The sequence below is a fragment of the Bosea sp. Tri-49 genome (assembly GCF_003952665.1).
Classification (GTDB): Bacteria; Pseudomonadota; Alphaproteobacteria; order Rhizobiales; family Beijerinckiaceae; genus Allobosea.
The window spans coordinates 2,030,448-2,055,223 of the sequence record NZ_CP017946.1 but is presented as its reverse complement, the minus strand read 5'-3'; the positions used below and the strand labels follow the sequence as shown (position 1 = coordinate 2,055,223).

Here is a 24,776-nt window from a genome sequence, read left to right as displayed (position 1 = left end):
TGCGTCCGTCAGCTGGCCCCGAACGGCGTGAACTTGGTGACGCCGCGGAACAGGTTGCGCAGGAAGCTCTGCTCCTCGCCGCCGGTCGCGGTGGTACGGCTGATGAAGTCGAAGATCACGCCGTCCTGCAGGCCATAATTGGCGATGCGCTCGACCTTGAAGCCCTTGTTGAAATAGATCACCAGGACCTGCTGGTCGATGACGGCAAACTCCTGGAACTGGAAGCGCCGGCGCACCCTTTGGCTGATGTAATAGAAGGTGCGGTTGCCGACGGTCGAGGTGGTCGATGGCGTGCCGAGCGTGGTCAGCACCGTCTGCACGTCCATGCCGGGCTTCACCTTGGCGATGAGCTCGTCGTCCATGACGAAGCCGCGGGTGAACTCCTCGTTGAGGCCGGCCGAGGTGGGGGTGCGGAAGCCGAGATTGGTAGCGGTGCCGCAGCCTGCCAGCGGCAACGCGGCGGCCAGCGAGCCGATCAGGACGGTACGGCGGGTCGGAGCGGTCATGCTTGGCGGATCCGGGGGCAGGCGCGCGGTGCTGCCGCGCTTGTCAGGGTGGGTGCGCTTGGCGTAACGCCCGAGCATGGCTTTGGCAAGGCAAGTCGCTTTTTAGCTAAGCACGCCGGGAAAGGTGAGGTAGAGGCTGTGATCTTCGGCCTGTTCGGCAGAAAGCGTGCGCGCATGGCGCCGGTCAATGCGCTGCTGGAGCGCATCATCGGCGCCTCGCGCGAGCCCGCCCTTTATCGCGAAGGGGGCGTGCCCGATGATTTCGAAGGCCGGTTCGAGGCCCTGACGCTCCACCTCTTCCTGGTGTTGCGCCGCCTGCGCGAATTGCCGGCGCCCGCCGCCGATGTGGCGCAGGATCTGATCGACGCCGGCTTCGCCTATCTCGAGCTCGGCTTTCGCCAGGGTGGCATCAGCGATGTCGCGGTGCCCAAGCGCATGAAGAAGATCGGCCGCAGCTTCTACGGCCGCCTCAGTGGCTATGAGGAGGCGCTCGCCGCCGCGGCGCCCGATGCGCTCGAGGCGGCTCTGCTGCGCAATGTCGGGGCCGGGGTTGATGCGCCGGCACTCGCGCGCCATGTCAGGGCTGCTGCCGCCGTCTTGGCCACGCGCACGCTCGACGATATCCTCGCCGCCGATCCTTTGTTCCCGCTTTTCGCAGACTGCATCGCCACATGACCGCTTCCAGCCAGGATCCATTGCCGTTTTCACACCCGATCCGTGTCGAGACCATCACCTTGCGCCCGGTCGCCGTCGAGCTGGCGGTGGAGCAGGGCGATCTCGCGGCGGTTGCGACCTTCCTCGGTGTCGCGTCGGCCGAGGCGCTGAAGGCGAGTTATTCGCTGTCGCGCAATGGCGAGCGGCTCAAGCTCGAGGGCATGATCAAGGCGAGCCTGCACCAGAACTGCGTCGTCACGCTCGATGCCTTCCCGGTCGAGCTCAACGTGCCGGTCAAGCTCGACTTCGCGCCGGAGGCCGAGATCGCCGCCATGGCGCAGCCGTCCGAGGATGACGAGATCGACATCGAGGTGCTGCTGAACGAGGAGGAGCCGCCGGAGCCGATCGTCGACGGCACGATCGATCTGGGTGTGGTCACGCTCGAATTCCTCGCGCTCGCGCTCGACCCCTATCCGCGCAAGCCCGGCGTGGAATTCGCCGAGCCGGCCCCCGAGACGGCGGCCGAATCGCCTTTCGCAGCGCTCATGCAGTTGAAACGTAGCGAATGATCGCTAAAAACCTCAGCGCTTTCGCTTGCGGCGGGCGGCCAACCCGCTATGGTCCGCCGCCCGCCCGGCCGCCCCGGCAGGGGGCACAGCCCGTGGAATTGACCACCGCCTCATGACACGTCCGGTTACAATTGCGCTCGACGCCATGGGCGGTGATCACGGCCCGTCCGTGGTCATTCCGGGCGCCGCCATCACGCTCGAACGCCGTCCCGATGCGCGCTTCGTCATATTCGGCAATGAGGCTGAGGTCGCGCCGCTGCTCGACGCCCATCCGAAGCTGAAGGCGGTCACCACCTTCCACCACACCGAGGTCTCGGTGAAGATGGACGACAAGCCGAGCCAGGCCCTGCGCTATGGCCGCTACAAGTCGTCGATGTGGCGCGCCATCGACGCCACCAAGATCGGCGAGGCCGACGTCACCGTCTCGGCCGGCAACACTGGCGCGCTGATGGCGATGTCGAAATTCTGCCTGAAGTCGATGCCGCAGGTCGACCGGCCGGCGATCGCCTGCCTGTGGCCGACGGTGCGCGGCGAGAGCGTCGTGCTCGATGTCGGCGCCACCATCGGCGCCGATGCCCAGCATCTGGTCGACCTTGCCGTCATGGGTGCGGCGATGGCCCGCGTCGTCTTCGACCTCGATCGGCCGAGTGTCGGCCTGCTCAATGTCGGCGTCGAGGAGATCAAGGGGGTCGAGGCGGTCAAGGAGGCCGGCCGCATCCTGCGCGAGAGCAACCTGCCGCATCTCGATTATCACGGCTTCGTCGAAGGCGACGATCTCGGCAAGGGCACGGTCGACGTCGTCGTCACCGAGGGCTTCACCGGCAATATCGCCCTGAAGACCGCCGAAGGCACGGCCAAGCAGATCGGCGAATATCTGCGTGCGGCGATGGGCCGTTCGCTGATGTCGAAAATCGGCTATCTATTAGCCCGTGGCGCCTTCGCGGCGCTGAAGGACAAGATGGACCCGCGTAAGGTCAATGGCGGTGTCTTTCTGGGTCTTGAAGGCATTGTGATCAAGAGCCATGGCGGCACGGATGCCGTCGGGTTCGCCAGCGCGACCGAACTCGGCTACGAGATGGCGCGCGAGAATCTGATGGCGAAGGTGCGTGAGATGGTCGCCGCGACGGCGCGGCCGAGCGCAGCACCGGCAAGCCCACAAGCGGCCGCCGGCGAGTAGGGAAGAGAAACGTCCTTGTCCAGAATGCGATCCGTCCTGCGCGGCTGCGGCTCCTATCTGCCGGCGCGAATCCTGACCAACGCCGAGCTGGCGAAGCAGGTCGACACCAACGATGAGTGGATCGTCCAGCGCACCGGCATCCGCGCCCGCCATATCGCTGCCGATGACGAGACCACCGGCACGCTCGGCCTGAAGGCGGCTCAGGCCGCTCTCGCCGACGCCGGGATCCCGGCGAGCGAGGTCGACCTCATCATCGTCGCGACCGCCACGCCCGATCATACCTTCCCCGCGACCGCGACCGAGATTCAGGCCGCGCTCGACATCACGCAAGGCGCGGCCTTCGATCTGCAGGCCGTCTGCTCCGGCTTCGTCTTCGCGCTTGCCACCGCCGACAAGTTCCTGACCAGCGGCGCGGCAAAGACTGCGCTGGTCATCGGCGCCGAGACCTTCTCGCGCATTCTCGATTGGGAGGATCGCGCCACCTGTGTCCTGTTCGGCGACGGTGCAGGCGCCGTGGTGCTCAGGGCGGAGGAAGGCACTGGCACACTCGCAGACCGCGGCGTGCTGACGACGCATGTCCGCTCGGACGGGCGCTACATGAACAAGCTCTATGTCGATGGCGGGCCGGGCTCGACCAAGACAGTGGGCTTCCTGCGCATGGAGGGCCGGGAGGTCTTCAAGCACGCGGTGGTCAATCTGGCCGACACGGTGCGCCACACCTTCGAGGAAACCGGGCTCACCGGCGCCGATATCGACTGGTTCGTGCCGCATCAGGCCAATCGCCGCATCATTGACGCCACCGCCCACAAGCTTGGCATCAACGAGGACCGGGTCGTCGTCACCGTCGACAAGCATGGCAACACCTCGGCCGCCTCGATTCCGCTTGCTTTGGCGCAGGCCCATTCGGACGGGCGCATCAAGCCCGGACAGCTCGTCCTGATCGAGGCGATGGGTGGCGGCTTCACCTGGGGGTCGGCGTTGATCCGCTGGTAGCGGCGGCGGATCGGCCTGCTAAGCTAAGCGCTTTGGATTTATGACATTTTCTTAGCGGCGTCAGCGCGGATTTTCCGCGTTTTTCAACCTATGAGCGCGCGCCGAGGATTGACCGCAATCGCCTCGCCGCCTAGCGTCCGCCTCCGGTGGGGCGAGGTTGATAGGGACGCCGCTGTTTGAAGAAACGCCTTGGAGGAATTGATGGCGGGGCAAACGATTACGCGGGCTGATCTGTGCGAGGCCGTCTACCAGAAGATCGGCCTGTCGCGGACGGAATCGTCCAAACTCGTCGAAACGGTGCTGGATGAGATCTGCGACGCGGTCGCGCGTGGGGAAAACGTCAAATTGTCCTCGTTCGGGTCCTTCGTGGTGCGCGACAAAGGCGAGCGAATCGGGCGTAATCCCAAAACCGGCGTCGAAGTTCCGATCGAGCCGCGTCGCGTGATGGTGTTCAAGCCGTCGAACGTGATGAAGGCGAGGATCAACGGACTGAATGGCGTGGGTGAGGAAGAGTGACTCTGGAGTTCCACGACGGCGCATATGAGGCCGAATTGGATAACAAGAGCCCAGACGCATTCAGAACCATCAGCGAGGTCGCAGACGACCTCGACATTCCCCAGCATGTCCTGCGTTTCTGGGAAACGCGCTTCTCACAGATCAAGCCGCTGAAGCGCGGTGGCGGCCGGCGCTATTACCGCCCCGACGACGTCGCCCTGCTGAAGGGCATCCGCCGCCTGCTCTACGGCGAGGGCTACACCATCAAGGGCCTGCAGCGCATCCTGAAGGAACAGGGGCCGCGCCATGTCCAGGCGATCGGCCGCGGTGGTGAGATCGTCGTCGCTCCCCCTGCCCACTCTGCTGCGCAAGCCGCGCCGCCGCGCCCGGAGCCGATGCCGGCGCAGGCATCGGCGCAGCACCATCATCCTGCGGCCGCCGCCGAGCCGGGCTTCGCTGCGAAGGCGCTGCTCTCCTCCCTGCCGCGTTCGGCTCAGCCGCTGATCGCCGCCGACGATCTCGCCTTCCTGAAGGCGACGCTCTCTGAGCTGGCTGAATGCCGCCGCCTGCTGCACGGCGCCTTGGCGACGGCTGCAGCCGAGGACGCCTGAGCGCTGCCGGCGCTTGAACCGCCGGTCAAGGATCGCTAGATCAGCCGCGAGGACGACCTCCGCGGTGCCTTGAGCGCGCGTTTTTTAACAGGCGTGGACGACCCCGCCCTTCTCATGAGGAGGGCCGCCATGGCCTGGACTTATCTTTTCTTCGCCGGTCTGTTCGAAATCGGCTGGGCCATCGGGCTGAAATACACGCACGGCTTCACCCGCCTCATCCCGACCGTTCTGACGGTCGGCAGCATGGTGGTGAGCCTTGGCCTGCTTGGCCTCGCGCTGAAGAGCCTGCCGCTCGGCACGGCCTATGCGATCTGGACCGGGATCGGCACGATCGGCACCGCCATCCTCGGCATTGTCCTGTTCGGGGAGCCGGCGACGGCGCTGCGCCTCGCCTGCGTCGGGTTGATCGTCGCCGGCATCGTCGGGCTCAAGCTCGTCTCCTGAGAGCAGTTCGCTGACTCACAGCCGGCGGCGGCTCACTGCCGCCGGAACGCCTCGGGCCAGAAGCCGTTTCGCTCGAGCAGAACGATCACGACGATGACCGCCAGGGTCACGACGATGGTCATCAGCTTGGCGTTCCAGGGGACGTGGCGGCCGACCAGCCAGATCAGCGCCATGCCGGCGAGCAGGGGGATGAGCAGTTCCATAGCGCGAGCCTAGCGCAGGCCGGCCCAAGCCGCATCCACCTTTGAAGCTCCGGAACAGATCGCAGCGGCACACGTTGCAGCGACAGGGAAGCGTGTCGCCCGAAGGCGGCGCCGGTCAGCAATCCGGACAGTACGAGCAGGAGGACCGCATGGGCCTATTTTCCAAGGATATCAAGACGATGGACGATCTCTTCGTGCATCAGCTCCAGGACGTCTATTACGCCGAGAAGCAGATCATCAAGGCGCTGCCGAAGATGATCGAAAAAGCGACGGATGCACAGCTGCGCAGCGGGCTGCAGACTCATCTTGGCGAGACCGAAGGCCATATTCGCCGGCTCGAGCAGGTCTTCCAGCAGCATGGCGTCGAGGCCAAGGGCGTCGACTGCCCGGCGATCGACGGGATTATCGAAGAGGCTGATGAGGTGACCGGCGAGGTCGAGGACAAGCAGGTGCTGGATGCGGCGATCATTGCCGCGGCGCAGGCCGTCGAGCACTATGAGATCACCCGTTACGGCACGCTGACCGCCTGGGCCAAGCAGCTCGGCCGTGAGGATTGCGCCGCTCTGCTGCAGCAGAACCTCGACGAGGAGCACGCCGCCGACAGCAAGCTGACCAAGCTGGCGGAATCCGGGATCAACCGTCAGGCGGCCTGACCCGGCTTGCTTCAGAGCTCTGCCGGCGAGGGCGCCTCGGCGTCCTCCCGGCTTGTCGCGCCGCCCTCCATCAGGGGCCGCAGCTTCGTGAGTTCGGCCGCCATGAAGTCGAGGAAGAGACGCACCCGTGGCGAGTGGCGCAAGTCCGGATGGGTGAGCAGCCAGAGATCGGCGGCGTAGCCGGTCTGTGGTGGCGCCAGCCGTTTCAAGCCCGGGCGCTTGTCGGCGATGAAGCAGGGCAGGAAGCCGATGCCGATGCCGGCCTCGACAGCCTCGGCGAGGCCAAGCACCGTGTTGAGCTTGTAGATGGTCCGGTCGGCCGGGATGTGCTTTTGCCGATATTGCACCACCTTGAAATTGCTGAACTGGTCGCCGAGCGAGATCCAGCGCAACTGTGCGAGCTCGGCCTGGTCGGAGGGCGTGCCCTCCGGAAAGTCGGTCGCGCGCCCGTAGAGCGCCCAGCCGATCTGGGCGACGCGCCGGCCGATCAGGTTCTCCGGCGGACTGTCGGTCGCGCGGATCGCGACATCGGCGTCGCGCTTGCTGAGGTTCAGGGCTTGGTTGCCGAGCAGCACATCGAGCCGGATGTCCGGGCATTGCTTCATGAAGGCGGCAAAGAGCGGCGTCAGCAGTTCGACCAGCAGCGAGTCGTTGGTGGTGACGCGTAGTTCGCCCGCCGGCAGGATCTCGCGGCCGGCGAGGCGGCGGGTGAAGCCGGCGATGTCGGTCTCCAGCCGCTCGGCCAGGCCTGCCATCTCCTCGCCCGCGGGTGTCGGCACATAGCCGGAGCGATGCCGCTCAAACAGGCGCGTGCCGAGAGAAGCTTCGATCTGGCCGAGCCGGCGGAAGACGGTGGAGTGATTGAGGCCGATCAGCTCGGCGGCAGCTGGCAGGCTGCGCGCTTCGGCGATGGCACGGATCAGCCGAAAGTCGTCCCAGGCGATCGGCGAGGTGGCGTTCGGCAAGCAGGCGGCTCCAGGCGGGATCAACTCATCTGAACATGGTACGGGTGACAGGTTGCAGCAACCTGTCGCCCGTTCTTTTGCGTAGTCGGCGATCAGGCGAGAGCAGGCTTGGAAGCGCCGCCGAAGGCGGCAGGGCGAAGCGCCAGCGCGCCATCGCCAATCAGCACATGCGCAAGGGCAGCGATCGCGAGGAAGGCGGGATATTCCCAGCCGCCGTTCGGGGCGGTGAACAGCCAGCCATTGGGGGCGTGGACGCTAAGCGCGCCGAGCAGGATCGGCAGCAAGGCGAGCGAGACGTAGCGACCGTAGAAGCCGGTGAGGATGGCGAGACCACCGAGCGTCTCCGCCAGGATGATCGGCCAGGCAAGGAAACCGGGGAGGCCGATCTGGCCGAGGAAGCCGGCAAAGCCGGGAACAGTGAAGATGACGAGCTTCAGATAGGCGTGGGCAATGAACATGACGCCGAGCGCGACGCGCAGGGATAAGGCGCCATAGGGGGCGAAACGGGTATCGATCATGGTCTTTCTCCGAAGGACCGGGTTGGATTGAGACAGAAGTTGCGCTCAGCTCATTCGCAATTCCAGTTGGTATATCGACAGATCGACATTGCATTAGAGCAATGATTGGCCACTGACTTTCTAAACCCGCCGCCCCATCTTGCCGTCAACGAGGGCAGCCTCTTGCAGCCCGGAGGACGACATCATGCAGATCAACGGCATCCACCACGTCACCGCCATCGCCGGCCCGGCGCGCCGCAATCTCGATTTCTACAGCCGCGTGCTCGGCCTGCGCCTGGTCAAGAAGACGGTGAATTTCGATGACCCGACCACCTGGCACCTCTATTTCGGCGATGCCGACGGCAATCCGGGCACGATCCTGACCTTCTTCCCCTGGGAGCATGTCGCGCCCGGCCGACTCGGCGTCGGCGAGACGGAGGCGACCAGCTTCCGTATCCCGGAGGCGGCGATCGGCTACTGGGCGCATCGCTTCGTTGCTAGCGGTGTCGCGCATGACGCACCCCGGAAGCGCTTCGGTGAGACTATGCTTGCCTTCCGTGACCCGGATGGCACGCGGCTCGCGCTGGTCGCGGTGCCTGGCAGCGAGAGCGAGCCGGCCTGGGACAATGGCGAAGTGCCGGCCGAGGTCGCGATCCGCGGCTTCCACGGCGTCACCCTGCTGCTCGACAAGACGGAGACCACCGCAGCGATCCTGCGCGACGTCTTCGGCTTCGTCGAAGCGGGCCGCGAGGACAGCACCGTCCGGATGCGGGCCGTAGGCGCGGCCCATGGCGGCATCGTCGATCTGCGCGCAGCCGGCGGCTTCCTGCCGGCAAGGATGGGCGCCGGCTCGGTGCACCATATCGCTTTCCGCGCCGGCGACGACGCCGAGCAAGAGCGGATGGTGAAGCAGCTCGCCGAGACATTCGGGTTGCGCACCACCGGGCAGAGGGATCGGGACTATTTCCGCTCCGTCTACTTCCGCGAGCCCGGCGGCGTGCTGTTCGAGATCGCGACCGATGCGCCCGGCTTCACCATCGACGAGCCGGCGGACGGTCTCGGCGGCACGCTCAAGCTGCCGGCGCAGTACGAGAAGCGCCGCGCCGAGATCGAGGCCGTGCTGCCCGCGCTGGCTTGAATCTCAAGAAGCGCTCCGCCTCCGGGCGGAGCGTCCCTACGGACCAAGATTACGAAAGGAGGTCGTGCCATGAGCACTCCCGAAACCTTCATCCATCGCTTCGAGCCGGCGACCGCGCCAGGCCTGCCGCCGCTCCTGCTGTTGCACGGCACCGGAGGCGACGAGAACGATCTGCTGCCGCTCGGGCACACCGTCGCGCCGGGCGCGGCGCTGCTCTCGCCACGCGGCCTGACGCTCGAGGCCGGCATGCCGCGTTTCTTCCGCCGACTGGCCGAGGGCATCTTCGACGAGGACGATCTGCGCCGGCGCACCCATGAGCTCGCCGATTTCGTCGAGCAGGCGCGGGCGGAATATGGGCTGCCCGCGCCGATCGCGCTCGGCTTCTCCAACGGCGCCAACATCGCCGCCGCGATGCTGCTGCTGAGGCCGGAGGTGCTCTCAGGGGCGGTGCTGCTGCGGGCGATGTCGCCTTTCGTCAAGCCGCCGGTGGCGGCACTGACGGCTAAGTCCGTGCTGATCGTCTCCGGCAGTTTCGATCCGATCATTCCGGAGGAGAATGCGGCGCGGCTGGCGACCACGCTCGGCGAGGCAGGGGCTGCGGTCGAGCATCGCAGCCTGCCGACCGGTCATGGCCTGTCGCAGGCGGATCTGGGGCTTGTGCGGAATTGGTTCGCGCAGCGCCCGGCGCTCGCAGCCTGAGGAGACCTTAGGCTCCAGGCCTGATGTGCTTCGAGAGATAGCACGTCAGGCCGAGCCCGCCGAGCATCACCGAGATCATATAGGGGCCGAACAGGCAGGCGACGAACACGGCCGCGATGAAGCCGAGCATCAGGCTGTTACGCCAGTCCAGGGTCATGACGGGGCCTCCACGAATCGGTGCCAGTATCATGAAGATAACCTTCACCCTGTGAACCGCATTTGAACAGAATGCGTTAATCAAATCTTACTCTTGCGAGCGCTTCCTCATGCCGCCGGAGGCAGCTTCAGCAGGGCGCGCGCCTCCGCCGCCGTCGCCGGCCGGCGGCCATAATCGGGGCAGAGCGCGACGATGCGCTCGACCAGTGCGGCGTTCGACGGCGCCAGCCTGTCGCGGTCGAGCCGGACATTGTCCTCCAGCCCGGTGCGGCAATGGCCACCGAGCTCGAGCGACCAGCGGTTCAGCGTGATCTGGTCGCGGCCGATGCCGGCCCCGGTCCAGGTCGCATCGGGGACGAGGCGCTTCAGCGTCGCGATATAGAACTCGAAGACGGCGCGATCGACCGGCATGGCGTTCTTCACGCCCATCACGAACTGCACGTGCAGCGGCCCCTCGATCGCGCCCGCGATACCCATCTCGACCGCCTTGAAGATCATCGACAGGTCGAAGGCCTCGATCTCGGGCTTGACGCCATGGGCCTTCATCTCGGCTGCGAGCCAGTCGACCAGCTCCGGACTGTTCTCGTAGACCCGCGTCGGGAAATTGCAGGAGCCGGTCGAGAGCGAGGCCATGTCGGGCTTGAGCGGGATCATGCCACCGCGCTCGCGACCGGCGCCGGAGCGTCCGCCGGTCGAGAATTGCACGATCATGCCGGGGCAGTGCTTGCGCAGGCCTTCGAGCAGCCGCCCGAAGCGCTCGGGATCGGAGGTCGGCGTGCCCTCGTCGCTGCGGACATGGCAATGCGCCAGGCTCGCCCCGGCCTCGAAGGCTTCCTGTGTCGATTCGACCTGCTCGGCGATCGTGATCGGCACCGCCGGATTGTCGCGCTTGCTCGGCAGCGAGCCGGTGATCGCCACCGTGATGATGCAGGGCGTGGTCATGGGGGGCGCTCTCCGTTGTCGGCCCACTGAAGCCGATTCCGCCTGCGTCGGCAAAGTCACCGACGGCGTTTCATGGGCCGGAACTCACTTGGGCGTCCCAACCTGCGGTTCAGCCGCAATCCCTGAGGAAACGGCGCGCGACATGGCCTTCGGTGAAGCTGTCATAGCCCTTCGCCAACCTGGCATCGCCGGGCCAATGCCTGACCTTGCTCCAGCCGCCGCGCCCGCCTTCGACGATCTGGACCTCGTCGCCGGGCTTCATGCGCAGGATCAGCCGGCCCTGTGCGCCAGGCGCGGCGCGGAGCGCGACGAAGCCGTCGGCCGTTTCGGGAACAAGGCAGAACAGCGAGGCCCTGGCGTCGCCGCCATGGCAAAGAAGGCCGAACAGAGCGAGCAGGGCAGGGCGGATCATGGTGCCGTTCCTTGGCTTCGGGCGCCTCACCATGCCGTGAAACGCCTCGGCCGTCGCCCTCCAGCGGCACCTATGCCATCTTCGCGCGTTGTCCTTGCGGAGCCGCGATGCGGCACGGAGAACAACGCCATGATCTTCCAGTTTTTCGAGGTGATCGCCGACAGGGTGCGCGATCAGGCAGCCGAATATGCCAGCGCACAGGCGCGTATCGGTGCACGGACTCTCGCATATCTCGTCGATCCCTTCGACGCGGCTTCAACCTCAGTCGAATCTCCGCCGTTACCTGCAGCTACCGGTACAGACTTGTGTCCGCCTCGCTCGCGAGGTGAGCGTCGCGCGCGGAGCAGCTCGCACCCGACAGTCAAGCGACTTCAGCGCCCAAGCCGGCGTCTTGGGTCGACCTTCGCTTGACGGTTCGACGTTTCGTCCGGAAAGTCCGGATATCGTTGGCCGGCTGACTAGTGGATTGGCCGTGGCGCGGGGCTTCGCCTCGCCGCCAGGCGCTCCGTAGCCGGACGGAGGCAGGCATGACCAACATCCTCCTGATCCTCGGGATCGTCGCGACGCTGGCAGCCTCGCTCTGGCTCGCCTTCGAGAACAATGCGGCGCTGGCCCTGCCGCTGGTGATCGTGCTTGCCGGCCTCATCCGCACGCTCGTCCGCCGCTCGGGCCGACGGGGCATCACGCCGGCCGAGGTCGCGCCGCCCTCACATGATGATCGACAGCTGTGAATCGAGCAGCGCGACCCGGCGATTGACGCGTTGCATCGCGGCGGCCGGCCCTCTATAAGCCGTCGCGTCGGAGCGTAGCGCAGCCCGGTTAGCGCACTTGTCTGGGGGACAAGGGGTCGGAGGTTCGAATCCTCTCGCTCCGACCATTTTCTTCTTTGGTTTCAGATGGGCGCTGAAACTCTCCATAAAATCCCGACGGATACTCGCATGTCCTTCCGGTCCTGCAGTCTCATCGTCGCTTCCCTACTTTTGGCTCTGGCGGCTTCTGCCTGCGCCCGCGAGGAGGGACTTCCCGTGACCTGCCATACGCACAAGGTCAGCAACGGCGAATTGACCGAGTGCCTCTGAACGTCGCGGCCTAGAGCGCCCGCTTGGCCAAATCCGCCATCGCATGCCAAGACATTCGCGGTGCCGCAGCACGAGCGCCGGGAACAGGACGATGCGCCACGTGACCAGCCTGATCGATCGCATGCGGCATGAGGCGCCCGAGATGAACCGGGCCGAGCGCAGCGTCGCCGAGATCATCCTGGCGGATATCGATGGCGCGACGCGCATCAGCACCAGGGACCTCTCCACGCAGGCGCAGGTCAGCGAGCCGACCGTGGTGCGCTTCGCCCGCCGCATGGGCTGCGATGGCTTCACCGACTTCAAGATTCGCCTCGCGCAGGAATATGCGATCGGCCGAATGTATCTCGCCGCCGAGCGCCAGCAGCCGGCCGACACCGGCAACGAGGTCGCCGAGCACGTCTACAACGCCACGATCCAGGCGCTGGCGATGGCCTTCAACCAGCATGATCCGAAGGCGATCGAGGACGCCGTCGACGTGCTCGACAAGGCGCGCCGGGTGTTCTGCTTCGGCGTCGGCGGCAGTTCGGCCAATGTCGCGACCGAAGCCGAGAACCGGCTCTTCCGTCTCGATGTCGCGGCGTCCTCGACGGCCGACCCCTATCAGCAGCGCGTCATGGCCGCGACCTGCGGTCCGGACGACGTCCTCCTGATCTTCTCGGTCACCGGCAAGCCGCGCTCGCTGCTCGACAGCGCCGAGATCGCCCGCAGCCAGGGCGCGGGGGTCATCGCCGTCACCCATCCGCCGAGCCCGCTCGCCGCGCTCGCCAGTGTGCTGGTGCCGCTGCAGGCCTTCGACGAGGAGAAGTTCTTCTACATGCCCAATCGCGGCCGCTACGGGCAGCTCTTCCTGCTCGACTGCATGGCGACGCTGCTGGGAGCGCGTCGCATGAAGCTCGTCTCGAAGAAGCTCTGGCGGGCGCGGGCAACCCTGATCGCCCTGCATGGCAGCACCGAAGGCCAGCCGATCGGCGACTGAAGTCCGCTATTTGGTAATTTTGCTACATTCTGGATTTAAGCAGGTATGGCATGGCGGCGGGCGCGGCCGATCGTCGCGATGACTTGCAGTAATTATCAATAAATCCAATGCGATAAATTGATTCCCATGATGGCGCGAAAGCGCTTCTGTTCGCGACTCACTAGCTGCATCTTCAGGAGATCGAGGTGAACGGGCCATGCGGATTGCGTTGGCTCGATTGACAGTAAATGTAATCTAGCTACATTCCCGGCCCGTCGCGCCTTGCGCAATAACAAAAGACGAGCCGAGCCAATGCAGCCAGCCGACGGGACGATCGTTTCCTTCCAGTTCGACGAGGTCGTCGTCCCCGCCCATCCCGGCGTGATCAACTCCGAGACCCTGGCGAAGCCACTCCACATGCTGCCGGTCGGCGGCAAGGCGAGCTGGAGCGTACAGTTCGACGAATTGCCCAAGCTCATCGTCCGGATGACGCTGAAGAACGGTGTCGTCGGCATCGGCGAGTTCTATCGCGACCATGAGTGGCCGCGCATCGAGGCGATCTGCGCCAACCTGATCGGCCAGTCGGTCTTCGACTTGCCGCTGCAGGACCTGCCGCTGCCGCTCTGCCGCGAATATGACGGCTTCGAATGCGTGATCTGGGACGCCTACGCCAAGACGCTCGGCGTGCCGATGCACCGGCTGCTCGGCGGCGCCATCCGCGACCGGGTCAATGTCAGCGCCTGGTCGAGCCACCGCACGCAAGGTGAAGTCGGCCCCTGGGTGAAGCGCTATTTCGAGCAGGGCTACAAGGTCATCAAGTTCAAATGCGACCTCGAGGACGATGTCGCCGGCTGGTGCGCACGCATCAAGGAATACGCACCCGGGATGAAGGTGATCTTCGATCCCAACCAGCGCTGGGAGAACTCCGGCAATGCCCGCCCGATCATCCGGGAGCTGGAGAAGGTCGGCAACGTCCTCTTGCTGGAGGACCCGCTGCCGCGCTGGATGTTGCAGGACTTCGCTGAGCTGCGCCGCTTCTCCTCGATCCCGATCGTGCTCCACGTCTCGCTGCCCTATGTCTATCAGGGCCAGCGCGCGCATGACGCGATCAACGCCATCGCCCATGGCGCGGTCGACGGCTTCAACTTCAATTGCGGCCTCGCCAAGTTCCAGACGCTCGACCACATCGCCTCGACTGCCGGCGTCTATTGCTGGCACGGCTCGGAGGTCGACCTCGGCATCCTTGAAGCCATGTATGTGCATCAGGCCGCGGCGGCGAAGAGCTGCGTCTGGCCGAGCGACATCTTCGGCCGGATGATCCGCAGCCACGACCTGCTCGCCAAGCCGCTGACCTTCGAGCCGCCGCATGTGCGCATCCCCGATGAGGGGCCGGGCCTCGGCATCACCCTCGACGAAGCCGCCATCGCCCGCTTCCGCGTCGGCGGCCGCACGATCTCCTGAACAGCGAGCTCAGAGCCATGCGTTGGGAAACCCTGACGACCAATGAGGTCGCCGCGCTCGATCGCGACATCCCGGTCGTTCTGAACGTCGCCGCGATCGAGCAGCACGGGCCGCATCTGCCGCTCGAGACCGATGCGGTCATCGGCGACCATTTCCTGCAGGCGCTGGAGCAGCGCCTCGGCAAGCAGGTCCTGATCCTGCCGCAGGTGAAAATCTGCTGCTCCGAGCATCATATGGATTTCGCCGGCACGCTCAGCGTCCGCCACGAGACCTTCCTCGCCTATGTCGGCGACATCCTCGACAGCGTCGTCCGCCACGGCTTCCGCAACATCGTGCTGTTCAACAGCCATGGCGGCAACCAGGCGATCGGCCAGGTGCTGCTGGAGACCTTCGGCACCAGGCATCGCGAGTGCCGCGTCGCCTTCCTGACCTGGTGGCGGCTGGCGGCCAAGGAGCTCGGCACCATTCGCGAGAGCGCCTTCGCCGGCGTCAACCATGCCTGCGAGTTCGAGACCTCGCTGATGCTGCTTGGTGCGCCCGAAAGCGTCCGCACCAAGCTGGTCTCCGGCATGAGCTATGTCGAGACCCATGACTGGGCCAATGCCGACATGATCCTGCCGGCCCGAGGCGCGCTGTTCCGCTCGATGCACGAGATGTCCGGCGGCACCGGGGTCGTCGGCGACCCGTCCCTCGCCACCCGCGAGAAAGGGCAGGCGATCACTGCCGCCGTGGTCGAGCAATTGGCCCATGTGGTGGAGACGATCCGCCAGCGCTGACGAGCGGGCGCAATTTTCCGAAGACCAACAGCCAAGAAACAACAGGGAGGACTTGAGATGTTGCAGAAATTGGCCCGGATCGGAGCGACGGCGCTCGCCGTTGCAGTTGCAGGCGCGGGGGCGCCGGCTCTCGCCCAGCAGAAGGGTGGGGCGATCAACGTCGCCACCATCGGCGAGCCCAACACGCTCGACCCGATGGTCGCCGCCGGCGACCTCTTGGGCATGATCACCCAGCACTTCTACGAGACGCTCTACACCTTCGACAAGAACTGGGCGCTGACGCCGCTGCTGGCCGAGACGCTTCCGCAGATCAGCGAGGGCGGCAAGGTCTACACCATCCCGCTGCGCCAGGGCGTCACCTTCCACAACGGCAAGGCGATGACCGCGCAGGACGTCGTCGCATCGCTGAAGCGCTGGACCGAACTGGCCTCGCGCGGCAAGCTCGTCGCCGACAACATCGCCACGATCGAAGCTTCCGACGAGAAGACGGTCAAGATCACGCTGAAGGCTCCGTTCGCGCCGCTGACCGCGCTGCTCGCCTTCAACAACTCGGCCGCGGTGATCATGCCGGCCGACAAGATGGAGAACCCGATCAAGGAGGTGATCGGCACCGGGCCCTACCAGCTCAAGGAGCGCAAGCCCGACCAGTACATCCAGCTGACCCGTTTCGACGGCTACAAGCAGCGCCAGGGCGAGCCCGACGGCTTCGGCGGCGCGCGCAAGCAATATCTCGACGAGATCCGCTTCGTGCCCGTGCCGGATGCCAACACCCGCGTCGAGGGCGCGCTCGCCGGCCAGTTCGACTTCGCCGACCTGATCCCGGTCGAGGCCTATGACCGGCTGAAGGGCCAGGCCAAGACAGAGCCGGTGCTGATGCAGGGTTTCGGCTGGCCGATGTTCATCATGAACAACAAGCAGGGCATGATGACGTCAAAGGACATGCGCAAGGCTGTCCAGACGGCGCTCAACGCCGAGGACATGCTGGCCGCGGCCTTCGGCAAGCCCGAATTCTACAAGCTCGACGGCGCCATGTATCCGGAGGGCTATGCCTGGCGCAGCGACGCCGGCATCAAGGCCTATAATCAGGGTGACGCCGACAAGGCCAAGGCCCTGGCCAAGACCGCCAAATATGACGGCGCGCCGATCCGCATCCTGACCAGCCGGCAATACGAGTTCCACTACAAGATGGCGCAGGTCGCGGCTGAGTACCTCAAGGCAGCCGGCCTCAAGGTCGACCTGCAGGTCGTCGACTGGGCGACCTTGGTGCAGCGCCGCGCCGAGCCGGCCCTGTGGGACATCTTCATCACCCACAGCCCGTTCCTGGCCGAGCCTGCCCTGATCGCGCCACTGCCGGACAGCTATCCCGGCTGGTGGGCGAGCGAGGCCAAGAACAAGCTGCTCTCGGCCCTCAACGCCGAGTCGGATGAGAAGAAGCGCGTCGCGATCTTCGCCGAGCTGCAGAAGCTGATTTTCGACGAGGCGCCCTTCTACAAGGTGGGCGACTTCGCCGCCCTCAGCGCCAAGGCGCCGCGCCTTGCCGGCTACACGGCCTCGCCCTGGCCGTATTTCTGGAACGCCTCGCTCAAGCCGTAAGGCGCATCGGGAGCAGTTTCTGACTGCTCCCGACCAAGCACGGGTCGTCCCGGGCGACCGCAGGGAGACCCGGGACCCATGCCTGAACTGTTCCGGCATGGATCCCGGCTCGCCGCTTCGCAGCGTCCGGGATGACCAGAATTAGGCGAACGCCTCAGCAAAACACGACAGGGAGGATCGGCACGCGATGACACGATATGTGATGCAGCGCATCCTCGGCATGCTGGCGGTGATGTTCACCGTCGTGACGATCGTCTTCGTCATCGTCCGCGTCGCCCCCGGCGACCCGGCCGCCGTCATGCTCGGCCCTGACGCGACGGCCGCAGACATCGCCGGCCTGCGCAGCCGGCTCGGGCTCGATCAATCCTTGCCGACGCAATACGTGCTGTTCCTCGGCCAGCTCCTGCGCGGCGATCTCGGTCAGTCGATCTTCCTCAACATGCCCGTGCTGAGCGCGCTCGCCGAACGGGCCGAGCCGACCTTCTTCCTGACTCTGTTCTCGATCCTGATCGCCAGTGCGATCGCACTGCCGGTCGGCATCCTCTCGGCCTATAAGCGCGGTTCGCTGTTCGACCAGGTCGCGACCACCTTCGCCATGTTCGCCGCGAGCATTCCGAGCTTCTGGCTCGGCCTGATCCTGATCCAGGTCTTCGCCGTCCGCTATGGCTGGATGCCGGCCTCCGGCTATGGCGGCCCCGATGCCTCCTTCCTCGAGCGGCTCCGCCACCTCGTCCTGCCGGCCTTGGCGCTCGGCATCGTCTCCTCGGCGCTGATCACCCGCTTCACCCGCGCTTCGATGCTCGACGTGCTGAACGACGACTATGTCCGCACCGCCCGCTCGAAGGGGATGGGCGAATGGGGCGTGGTGATGAAGCACGCCTTCAAGAACGCCCTGATCCCGGTGCTGACCGTGGTCGGCCTCACCGCGGCGCTGCTGATCTCGGGCGCGGTGGTGACGGAGACGGTGTTCAGCCTGCCGGGCATCGGCAATCTCGTCGTCTCGGCGGTGCTGCGCCGCGACTATCCGGTGATCCAGGGCGCGCTCCTCGTCATCGCCGCCCTCTATGTGCTGATCAATTTCCTGATCGACATGCTCTATCTCGCGATCGATCCGAGGGTGCGCTACTGATGGCCGCCTCCTCCGCTCCCGCCAGCCGCCCGCGGCTCGCCAGCCTGATCCTGCAGCGCAAGACGCTGCTGATCGGCCTCATCATCCTCACCGTCATTGCGCTGCTGGCGATCCTAGCTCCACTGATCGCGCCCTACTCGCCGAGCCGGCTCTCGGTGGTCAACCGCCTGAAGCCGCCGAGCGAGCGCTGGTTCTTCGGCACCGATGAGTTCGGGCGCGACGTCTTCAGCCGCACGATCTATGCCGGCCAGCTCTCGCTGCTGGTCGGCATGGCTGCAACCGCGCTCGCCGCTGTCCTCGGCATCACGCTCGGCCTGATGGCCGGCTTCTTCCGCCGGTTCGACGGCGTGATCGCCCGCATCATCGACGCGATGATGGCCTTCCCCGATATCCTGCTGGCGATCTCGCTGGTGGCGGCGCTCGGCCCCTCGCTCGCAACCGTCATCGTCGCGCTCGGCATCGTCTATGCGCCGCGCCTCGCCCGCATCGTGCGGGCCTCGACGCTGATCATCCGCGAGCTGCCCTATGTCGAGGCGGCGCGGGCGCTCGGCGTGCCGACCTGGCGGATCATGACGCGCCATGTCCTGCGCAACCTGGTCTCGCCGATTCTGGTCCAGGCCAGCTTCATCTTCGCCTATGCGATGCTGGCGGAGGCGAGCCTGTCCTTCCTCGGCGTCGGCGTCAGCCCGGAGGTCCCGACCTGGGGCACGATGATCGCCGGCGGGCGGCAATATATCGGCCAGGCCGACTGGATGATGCTCTTCCCCGGCGCCGCGATCGTGCTGACCGTCCTGTCGCTGCAACTGGTCGGCGACGGCCTGCGCGATCTGCTCGATCCGCGCCTGCGAAAGGATCTGTGACGATGGCGACCATGGAACCCGCCGCCATCGCCGCGCCCCAGGTCGACGACGACATCCTGCTCAATGTCGAGGACCTGCAGACCCACTTCCTCATCGGCTCGAGTGCGATCAAGTCGGTCGGCGGCGTCAGCTTCTCGCTGCGCCGCGGCCAGACGCTGGCCGTGGTCGGCGAATCCGGCTCCGGCAAGTCGGTGACCAGCCTGACCATCATGCGGCTGCTCGCCCATCCCGGCCGGATCGTCGGCGGGCGCATCCTCTACCGACTGCGCAGCGGCGAGACCATCGACCTCGCGCAGGTTCCGGAGAAACGCATGCGCGCCATCCGCGGCAGCGAGATCGCGATGATCTTCCAGGAGCCGATGACGAGCCTCAACCCGCTCTTCACCGTCGGCGACCAGATCATGGAGATGATCCTGCTGCACGAGAATATGTCGCGCAGCCAGGCACGGGCGGGGGCCAAGCAGATGCTCGAGCTCGTCGAGATTCCGGCGGCCGAGCGGCGCCTCGCGCAGTATCCGCACGAAATGTCGGGCGGCATGCGCCAGCGCGTGATGATCGCACTGGCGCTGTCCTGCAATCCATCACTGCTGATCGCCGACGAGCCGACCACCGCGCTCGATGTCACCATCCAGGCGCAGATCCTCGATCTCTTGCGCCGACTCCAGGCCGAGATCGGCATGAGCATCCTGTTCATCACCCATAATCTCGGCGTCGTCGCCGAGATCGCCCATGAGGTCGCGGTGATGTATGCCGGCCGTGTCGTCGAGCAGGGGCCGGTCGGCAGCCTGTTTGCGCGCCAGCGCCATCCCTATACGCGCGGCCTGCTCGCCTGCATCCCCGATGCCCGGCGCGACCGCATCCCCGGCCAGGGCCGAGCCCTGCTCAACGCCATCCCCGGCAATGTCCCGAGCCCGCTCGCTCTGCCACCCGGCTGCAGCTATGCGCCGCGCTGCCCACTGGTCGAGGAGCGCTGTACCCGGGACGCACCGCCGCTGATCGATGTCGCGGCCGCCCATCTCACTCGCTGCTGGAGGCACGACGCGCTGTGACCGCTGCAAGCACGCCCGCCCACGCGGACAAGACGGAAGCGCCGCTTCTTGCCGTCCGCAATCTCCAGAAGGTCTTCCCGACGCGCGGCGGCGAAGTCCGCGCCGTCTCGGACGTCTCCTTCGAGGTCCGCCGTGGCAGCATCGTCGGCATCGTCGGCGAATCCGGCTCGGGCAAGACCACGGTCGGCCGCTGCATATTGCGCCTGGTCGAGCCCTCAGGCGGCGAAGCCGTGTTCGACGGCGTCGACCTGTTCGGCCTGCCGGAGAAGGCGTTGCGCGGCTATCGCCGCCGCCTGCAGATCATCTTCCAGGACCCGTATTCCAGCCTCAACCCGCGCATGCGCGTCGGCGAGATCATCGGCGAGGCGATCGACACGCATGGGCTGGCCAAGGGCAAGGCCCGCGAGGCGCGCATCGCCGAACTGCTCGGCCGGGTCGGGCTCAACCCCGAGCATGCCCGGCGCTATCCGCATGAGTTCTCCGGCGGCCAGCGCCAGCGCATCGGCATTGCCCGGGCGCTCGCGGTAGAGCCGGAGCTGATCATCGCCGACGAGCCGGTCTCGGCGCTCGACGTCTCAGTCCAGGCGCAGGTGCTCAACCTGATCCAGGAGCTGCAGCGCGAGCTCGGCCTGACCATGGTCTTCATCAGCCATGACCTGTCGGTAGTCGAGTATCTCTGCGACGACATCGTCGTGCTCTATCTCGGCCGGATCATGGAGAAGGGCCCGGCGCAGGAGGTCTACGCCAACCCACGCCATCCCTACACCAAGGTGCTGCTCTCGGCGGCGCCGGTGCCCGATCCCAGCGTCAGGCGCGAGCGCGTCATCCTCAAGGGCGATATCCCGAGCCCGCTGAACCCGCCATCGGGTTGCGTCTTCCGCACACGCTGCCCGCATGTCATCGAGGCCTGCGCCAGCGCGATCCCACCGATCGAGGAGGTCGGCCCCGGCCACAGCGTCGCCTGCATCCGCCAGAAGGAGCTTGCTGGCGCAGTGGGCTGAGGCGCAGGACGTTCGGAAGGAATGCGCCTCTCGTTTCGGGGTGGCCCGGGCCAATCGCATGTTAACCGCTTTTGAGGGCTGTGATTGCGTTGCTCCGGCCTCACGGGCAGGGTCATTGTCTCACAGCGGAAGCGGGACATACCGTCATGTCGATGGCCTTGGCCGATCGTCGGCCGCAGCGGCCGCAGGGCGCCGCCGCGACGGGCCGAGGCTCGCTCGAGAGTTTCTTCGCCGGGCTCCAGCCCGACTGGCATTCCAGCTGGGCCTGGGATCACTACGAGGCGACTATCCTCGCGCTGATGCACCAGTTCGGCCTGCAGCGGCTCTGCGAGATTGGTGGCGGTCGCGATCCCCTCTTCACCGTGGAGGAGGCGCGTCGCTACGGGCTCGACCTCGTCGTCAACGACATCGACGCCGGCGAACTCGCCTTGACGCCGGACGGCCTGCGCACCGCCTGCTTCGATATCGCGGGCGATCTTTCCGAGCCCGATATCGCCCGCGGCGGCTTCGATATGATGGTCTCGCGCATGGTCTTCGAGCATGTCCATGACGTCGAGCGCGCCTGGAGCAACATCCACGCCTTACTGGCGCCGGGCGGCATCGGCCTCGCCTTCTTCCCGACCTTGTGGGCGCCGGTCTTCGCGCTCAACCACATCTTGCCGAAGAAGGCCTCGCACGCGATCGTGCAGGCGCTCTACCCGGCGCGTCGCGATGGTGGCAACGCCCCATTCTTTCCGGCCTATTACGATCGCTGCCGCGGCAGCAGCGCGGCGCTCGAGCCGATGCTGCAGCGAGCCGGCTTCCGCGACATCCACATCCAGGCCTTTTGGGGACATGAGTATTTCAAGCGCATGCCCGGCCTGCGCGGCCTCGACGCAGCTTTCAACCAGCTCGCCGCCAAGGCGGATTGGCGTTTCGTGACGACCTACGCCTATGTCGTCGTCCGCAAGGAGCGCTGATCGCTCGCAACGGGTGAAGGCAAGGCCGCCAGCCCCCAGATCAGGCCGAGCAGCAAATAGAAATGCCGCCAATGGTCTGTGTCGATCTGCACGCCCTGCAGGATCGTGATGAACAGCACCGACCAGAGCACGATCGCATGTCCCTGCCACGGCGTGCGGCGGAACACGGCACGCCAGCCGGCAATGCAGGTCGCGGCCGTGAGCGCGAGATATGCGAAGCCGCCGAGCCAGCCATAGGAGGCGAAGCCGTTGATGTAGACGTTGTGCGGGTCTTCCGGGAAGGTGAAACGGAAGCGCAGCGGTCCGAAGCCGTTCGGCAGCTCCAGCAGCATCGGGATCGAGCGCAACTGGCTGCCGAAGCGACCGGTGACGCCCTGGTCGTAATCCTGGTCCAGGCTGGCACGAATCTCGAAGACGCTGCGGATGTTCTCGAAGGAGAGCGCGACCAGCAGCGCCACCACCACCAGCACCAGCATGACCAGGGTCAGGAAGACGATGCGGGCGCGCTGCGACGTGCTGGTCGAGGTCAGGAAGGTCAGCCCCGTCATCAGCAGTACCGACGCCGCGAGATTGACCCAGGCGCCGCGAGAGAACGACAGGAACAGCGCCAGCAGCGGGATGCTCAACAGGAGAAAGCCCTTCACCAGCCCGATGCGGCCGATGAGCACCGCGTGCAGCAGATAGATCAGCGGCAGCACCAGGAAGGGCCCGAGCACGTTCGGGTCCTTGAACGTGCCCGATGCCCGGGAAGCGTAGGTGAACACGCCGGAAAGGCCGCCGACATCGAAATAGCCGAGAACCGCGGCAAGACCCGCGCACCAGGCGGCGAAGAGATAGCCCTTGCGCAGCGTCTCCAGCCGGCCGAGCGGATCCTCCGCCATGATCGCCGCGAAGAAGATCGCAGTGATCATCAGATAGACCGAGACCGCGGTGAAGCGTACCGAGGCCGACTCGTCCATCCAGGGGATCAGCGCGATCACGCCGCCGATATTGTAGACGAGCAGCAGCACCGCCATGGGCAGCAGCTTCTGGGAGAAACGGATGCCGGTGAGCGCGAAAACGAGCAGCGTGATCGGGAAGACGAATTCGTAAGGGGAGGGCTCGATCAGCGCGACGAAGCTCACCGCCAGCAGCAGCCACAGCGTGCCACGCTTGATCGCGGCATGAGAGATCGTCAGCCGCCGGCGGCCAACGTCACCGTCTTGCCCCTGTGTCAGCGCGCTCAATAGGCGTTCTCGTTCTTGGTCATCAGCGAGAACGGCGTCTTGATCAGGATGTAGAGGTCGAGCAGCACCGACCAGTTCTCGATGTAGTAGAGATCGTGCTCGACGCGGCGCTGGATCTTGTCCTCCGTGTCCGTCTCGCCGCGCCAGCCATGGACCTGGGCCCAGCCGGTGATGCCGGGCTTGACCTTGTGGCGGGCGAAGTAGCCATCGACGACCTGCTCATAGGCGCGGTTCTGCATGGTCGCGTGGACCGCGTGCGGGCGCGGGCCGACCAGCGAGAGATTGCCCTTGAACACGACGTTGAGCAGCTGCGGCAATTCGTCGATCGAGGTCTTGCGGATGAAGCGGCCGACGCGGGTGACGCGGGGGTCATCCTTGGTGACCTGCTTGGCGGCGGTGAAGTCGCTCATCTCATGATAGAGCGAGCGGAATTTCAGCACTTCAATCATCTCATTGTTGAAGCCGTAGCGCTTCTGCCGGAACAGCACCGGGCCCCTGGAGTTGAGCTTGACCGCGACGGCGGTCGCCAGCATCAGCGGCGAGAGCGCGATCAGCGCCAATGTGCCGACGATCTTGTCGAACACCCATTTGACGACGATGTCCCAGTCGGCGATCGGCCGGTCGAACACGTCGAGGACCGGGACGGCGCCGATATAGGAGTAGGAACGCGGCCGGAAGCGAAGCTTCGACATATGGGCCGAGAGCCGGATATCGATCGGCAGCACCCAGAGCTTGCGCAGCATGGCGAGCAGCCGCGCCTCGGCCGAGATCGGCAAGGTGAAGATCACGAGGTCGAGCTTGGTGCGGCGCGCGAACTCGACGAGATCGTCGATCGTGCCGAGCTTGGGGTAGCCGGCGACGAGATCGGGCGAGCGCTCGTCATTGCGATCGTCGAACACGCCGCAGATGCGAAAGCCCGTGTCGCGCTGGGCCTCGAGCGCCTTGATCAGCTCCTCGCCAGCCGGACCGCCGCCGACGATCGCGGTGCGCCGCTCGAGCCGGCCCATCCGGGTGAGGCGCAGCACGATGAGCGAGACCGTCAGTCGTTCGGCGAGCAGCAGCACGAGGCCGACTGTGTAGAACCCCGCGAGCCAGACACGCGAGACCTGGTCGCCGACCTTGAGGAAGAAGAAGCCGGCGAGCGCCAGCAGGAACAGCACGGTCCAGCCGGCGGTGATCCGCACCGCCATGGTGATGAAGTTGCGCAGCGCGCCGACATGGTAGAGGTGCAGCGCCTGGAAGACGGCGAGCGCGCCGATCGCCATCAGCGGCACGGTGACCTGATAGGGCAGGATGTAGTCGACCGCGCCGGCGACGTAGAATGCGAAGACCAGCCCGCCGACGCCGAGGATCACCAGCACGTCGGCGAGGCGCACCAGCCCCTCGATCAGCACCGGAGACAGCGTCTGCTTGACCGGCATGGCGGCGATGCGCTCGGCCAGCGGATGGAAGGCCCTCGTGCCGGAGGCCTCTCCGCTGGTCGGCGCCGTGCCGGCCGAATCCGCCTTGATCAGGTCGCGAACGTCGAAAGCGCCCATCTCGTCCAGTCCTCGCGCGCGGCGACTGATACAGCC

The 24,776-nt window shown here is 66.0% G+C and carries 29 protein-coding genes and 1 tRNA gene; 21 read left to right on the top strand and 9 right to left on the bottom strand.

Annotated features, from left to right (window positions below):
- Positions 1 to 8: 8 nt before the first annotated feature.
- The gene (locus BLM15_RS10210) at positions 9 to 506 is read right to left on the bottom strand and encodes an outer membrane protein assembly factor BamE (RefSeq protein WP_110492682.1); all 498 of its coding nucleotides are present in this window, start codon (positions 504 to 506) and stop codon (positions 9 to 11) included.
- Between the two features lie 174 nt (positions 507 to 680).
- On the opposite strand from BLM15_RS10210, the gene BLM15_RS10205 reads away from it, so the two are divergent.
- The 7 genes from BLM15_RS10205 (at position 681) to sugE (ending at position 5,449) form a co-directional block, all read left to right on the top strand.
- On the top strand, positions 681 to 1,181 hold the full coding sequence (locus tag BLM15_RS10205) for a ubiquinol-cytochrome C chaperone family protein (RefSeq protein WP_126112644.1): 501 nt from the start codon (positions 681 to 683) through the stop codon (positions 1,179 to 1,181).
- Positions 1,178 to 1,729, top strand: a complete 552-nt coding sequence (locus BLM15_RS10200) for a YceD family protein (protein WP_126112643.1) — start codon at positions 1,178 to 1,180, stop codon at positions 1,727 to 1,729. Before BLM15_RS10205 ends, BLM15_RS10200 begins: the two co-directional genes overlap by 4 nt.
- Positions 1,730 to 1,841: 112 nt before the next feature.
- Positions 1,842 to 2,906: a phosphate acyltransferase PlsX gene (gene plsX, locus BLM15_RS10195; RefSeq protein ID WP_126112642.1), complete on the top strand. Its 1,065-nt coding sequence runs from the start codon at positions 1,842 to 1,844 to the stop codon at positions 2,904 to 2,906.
- A gap of 15 nt (positions 2,907 to 2,921) precedes the next feature.
- Entirely contained in the window at positions 2,922 to 3,899 is a 978-nt protein-coding gene (locus BLM15_RS10190; protein WP_126112641.1) for a beta-ketoacyl-ACP synthase III, read from the top strand.
- A gap of 201 nt (positions 3,900 to 4,100) precedes the next feature.
- On the top strand, positions 4,101 to 4,415 hold the full coding sequence (locus BLM15_RS10185) for an integration host factor subunit alpha (protein WP_110492580.1): 315 nt from the start codon (positions 4,101 to 4,103) through the stop codon (positions 4,413 to 4,415).
- A gap of 35 nt (positions 4,416 to 4,450) precedes the next feature.
- Entirely contained in the window at positions 4,451 to 5,005 is a 555-nt protein-coding gene (locus tag BLM15_RS10180; protein ID WP_126112640.1) for a MerR family transcriptional regulator, read from the top strand.
- Between the two features lie 129 nt (positions 5,006 to 5,134).
- Positions 5,135 to 5,449 carry a quaternary ammonium compound efflux SMR transporter SugE gene (gene sugE, locus BLM15_RS10175; protein ID WP_126112639.1) on the top strand — a complete coding sequence of 105 codons (315 nt, stop codon included), beginning with the start codon at positions 5,135 to 5,137 and terminating at the stop codon, positions 5,447 to 5,449.
- A 32-nt stretch (positions 5,450 to 5,481) separates the two neighbouring features.
- Here sugE and BLM15_RS31340 read toward each other — a convergent pair whose 3' ends face one another.
- Positions 5,482 to 5,652 (bottom strand): hypothetical protein, encoded by a 171-nt coding sequence (locus BLM15_RS31340; RefSeq protein ID WP_164547469.1) that lies wholly within the window; start codon positions 5,650 to 5,652, stop codon positions 5,482 to 5,484.
- 149 nt (positions 5,653 to 5,801) lie between these two features.
- On the opposite strand from BLM15_RS31340, the gene BLM15_RS10170 reads away from it, so the two are divergent.
- Entirely contained in the window at positions 5,802 to 6,305 is a 504-nt protein-coding gene (locus BLM15_RS10170) for a YciE/YciF ferroxidase family protein (protein ID WP_126112638.1), read from the top strand.
- Positions 6,306 to 6,316: 11 nt separating this feature from the next.
- Here BLM15_RS10170 and BLM15_RS10165 read toward each other — a convergent pair whose 3' ends face one another.
- A complete protein-coding gene (locus BLM15_RS10165; protein ID WP_126112637.1) occupies positions 6,317 to 7,270 on the bottom strand; it encodes a LysR family transcriptional regulator in 954 nt (317 codons plus the stop codon).
- A gap of 92 nt (positions 7,271 to 7,362) precedes the next feature.
- A complete protein-coding gene (locus tag BLM15_RS10160) occupies positions 7,363 to 7,788 on the bottom strand; it encodes a DoxX family protein (protein WP_126112636.1) in 426 nt (141 codons plus the stop codon).
- 184 nt (positions 7,789 to 7,972) lie between these two features.
- Between BLM15_RS10160 and BLM15_RS10155 the strand changes: the two genes are divergently transcribed.
- Positions 7,973 to 8,905 carry a ring-cleaving dioxygenase gene (locus BLM15_RS10155; RefSeq protein ID WP_126112635.1) on the top strand — a complete coding sequence of 311 codons (933 nt, stop codon included), beginning with the start codon at positions 7,973 to 7,975 and terminating at the stop codon, positions 8,903 to 8,905.
- Positions 8,906 to 8,974: 69 nt separating this feature from the next.
- The gene (locus BLM15_RS10150) at positions 8,975 to 9,604 is read left to right on the top strand and encodes an alpha/beta hydrolase (RefSeq protein WP_126112634.1); all 630 of its coding nucleotides are present in this window, start codon (positions 8,975 to 8,977) and stop codon (positions 9,602 to 9,604) included.
- A 7-nt stretch (positions 9,605 to 9,611) separates the two neighbouring features.
- Here BLM15_RS10150 and BLM15_RS31335 read toward each other — a convergent pair whose 3' ends face one another.
- From BLM15_RS31335 to BLM15_RS10140, 3 genes are all read right to left on the bottom strand, one after another.
- Positions 9,612 to 9,761 (bottom strand): hypothetical protein, encoded by a 150-nt coding sequence (locus tag BLM15_RS31335; RefSeq protein WP_156412304.1) that lies wholly within the window; start codon positions 9,759 to 9,761, stop codon positions 9,612 to 9,614.
- Positions 9,762 to 9,868: 107 nt separating this feature from the next.
- Positions 9,869 to 10,702: a 3-oxoadipate:acetyl-CoA acetyltransferase gene (locus BLM15_RS10145; RefSeq protein ID WP_126112633.1), complete on the bottom strand. Its 834-nt coding sequence runs from the start codon at positions 10,700 to 10,702 to the stop codon at positions 9,869 to 9,871.
- Between the two features lie 109 nt (positions 10,703 to 10,811).
- Entirely contained in the window at positions 10,812 to 11,114 is a 303-nt protein-coding gene (locus BLM15_RS10140; protein WP_126112632.1) for an SH3 domain-containing protein, read from the bottom strand.
- Positions 11,115 to 11,641: 527 nt separating this feature from the next.
- Here BLM15_RS10140 and BLM15_RS10135 point away from each other — a divergent pair.
- The 11 genes from BLM15_RS10135 (at position 11,642) to BLM15_RS10085 (ending at position 21,976) form a co-directional block, all read left to right on the top strand.
- Positions 11,642 to 11,845 (top strand): hypothetical protein, encoded by a 204-nt coding sequence (locus BLM15_RS10135; protein ID WP_126112631.1) that lies wholly within the window; start codon positions 11,642 to 11,644, stop codon positions 11,843 to 11,845.
- Between the two features lie 68 nt (positions 11,846 to 11,913).
- Positions 11,914 to 11,991: transfer RNA gene (locus tag BLM15_RS10130), tRNA-Pro, on the top strand.
- Between the two features lie 293 nt (positions 11,992 to 12,284).
- Positions 12,285 to 13,169, top strand: coding sequence for a MurR/RpiR family transcriptional regulator (locus tag BLM15_RS10125; protein WP_126112630.1), 885 nt, complete (start codon positions 12,285 to 12,287; stop codon positions 13,167 to 13,169).
- A gap of 291 nt (positions 13,170 to 13,460) precedes the next feature.
- Positions 13,461 to 14,609 (top strand): mandelate racemase/muconate lactonizing enzyme family protein, encoded by a 1,149-nt coding sequence (locus tag BLM15_RS10120; RefSeq protein WP_126112629.1) that lies wholly within the window; start codon positions 13,461 to 13,463, stop codon positions 14,607 to 14,609.
- Between the two features lie 17 nt (positions 14,610 to 14,626).
- Positions 14,627 to 15,385: a creatininase family protein gene (locus tag BLM15_RS10115; RefSeq protein ID WP_126112628.1), complete on the top strand. Its 759-nt coding sequence runs from the start codon at positions 14,627 to 14,629 to the stop codon at positions 15,383 to 15,385.
- Positions 15,386 to 15,454: 69 nt separating this feature from the next.
- Positions 15,455 to 16,978: an ABC transporter substrate-binding protein gene (locus BLM15_RS10110; RefSeq protein ID WP_442859455.1), complete on the top strand. Its 1,524-nt coding sequence runs from the start codon at positions 15,455 to 15,457 to the stop codon at positions 16,976 to 16,978.
- 187 nt (positions 16,979 to 17,165) lie between these two features.
- The gene (locus tag BLM15_RS10105; protein ID WP_164547468.1) at positions 17,166 to 18,107 is read left to right on the top strand and encodes an ABC transporter permease; all 942 of its coding nucleotides are present in this window, start codon (positions 17,166 to 17,168) and stop codon (positions 18,105 to 18,107) included.
- Positions 18,107 to 18,967, top strand: a complete 861-nt coding sequence (locus BLM15_RS10100; RefSeq protein ID WP_126112626.1) for an ABC transporter permease — start codon at positions 18,107 to 18,109, stop codon at positions 18,965 to 18,967. The genes BLM15_RS10105 and BLM15_RS10100 overlap by 1 nt, the downstream gene beginning before the upstream one ends.
- A gap of 2 nt (positions 18,968 to 18,969) precedes the next feature.
- Positions 18,970 to 20,016: an ABC transporter ATP-binding protein gene (locus tag BLM15_RS10095; protein ID WP_164547467.1), complete on the top strand. Its 1,047-nt coding sequence runs from the start codon at positions 18,970 to 18,972 to the stop codon at positions 20,014 to 20,016.
- Positions 20,013 to 21,017, top strand: coding sequence for an ABC transporter ATP-binding protein (locus BLM15_RS10090; protein ID WP_126112625.1), 1,005 nt, complete (start codon positions 20,013 to 20,015; stop codon positions 21,015 to 21,017). The genes BLM15_RS10095 and BLM15_RS10090 overlap by 4 nt, the downstream gene beginning before the upstream one ends.
- Before the next feature lie 146 nt (positions 21,018 to 21,163).
- Complete coding sequence (locus tag BLM15_RS10085; RefSeq protein ID WP_126112624.1) at positions 21,164 to 21,976, top strand: methyltransferase domain-containing protein; 813 nt, start codon at positions 21,164 to 21,166, stop codon at positions 21,974 to 21,976.
- Here BLM15_RS10085 and BLM15_RS10080 read toward each other — a convergent pair.
- Together BLM15_RS10080 and BLM15_RS10075 are read right to left on the bottom strand one after the other, a co-directional pair.
- On the bottom strand, positions 21,949 to 23,202 hold the full coding sequence (locus BLM15_RS10080; RefSeq protein ID WP_126112623.1) for an O-antigen ligase family protein: 1,254 nt from the start codon (positions 23,200 to 23,202) through the stop codon (positions 21,949 to 21,951). The two genes, BLM15_RS10085 and BLM15_RS10080, sit on opposite strands and share 28 nt — an antisense overlap.
- The gene (locus BLM15_RS10075) at positions 23,199 to 24,740 is read right to left on the bottom strand and encodes an undecaprenyl-phosphate glucose phosphotransferase (RefSeq protein WP_126112622.1); all 1,542 of its coding nucleotides are present in this window, start codon (positions 24,738 to 24,740) and stop codon (positions 23,199 to 23,201) included. The genes BLM15_RS10080 and BLM15_RS10075 overlap by 4 nt, the downstream gene beginning before the upstream one ends.
- Positions 24,741 to 24,776 lie beyond the last annotated feature (36 nt).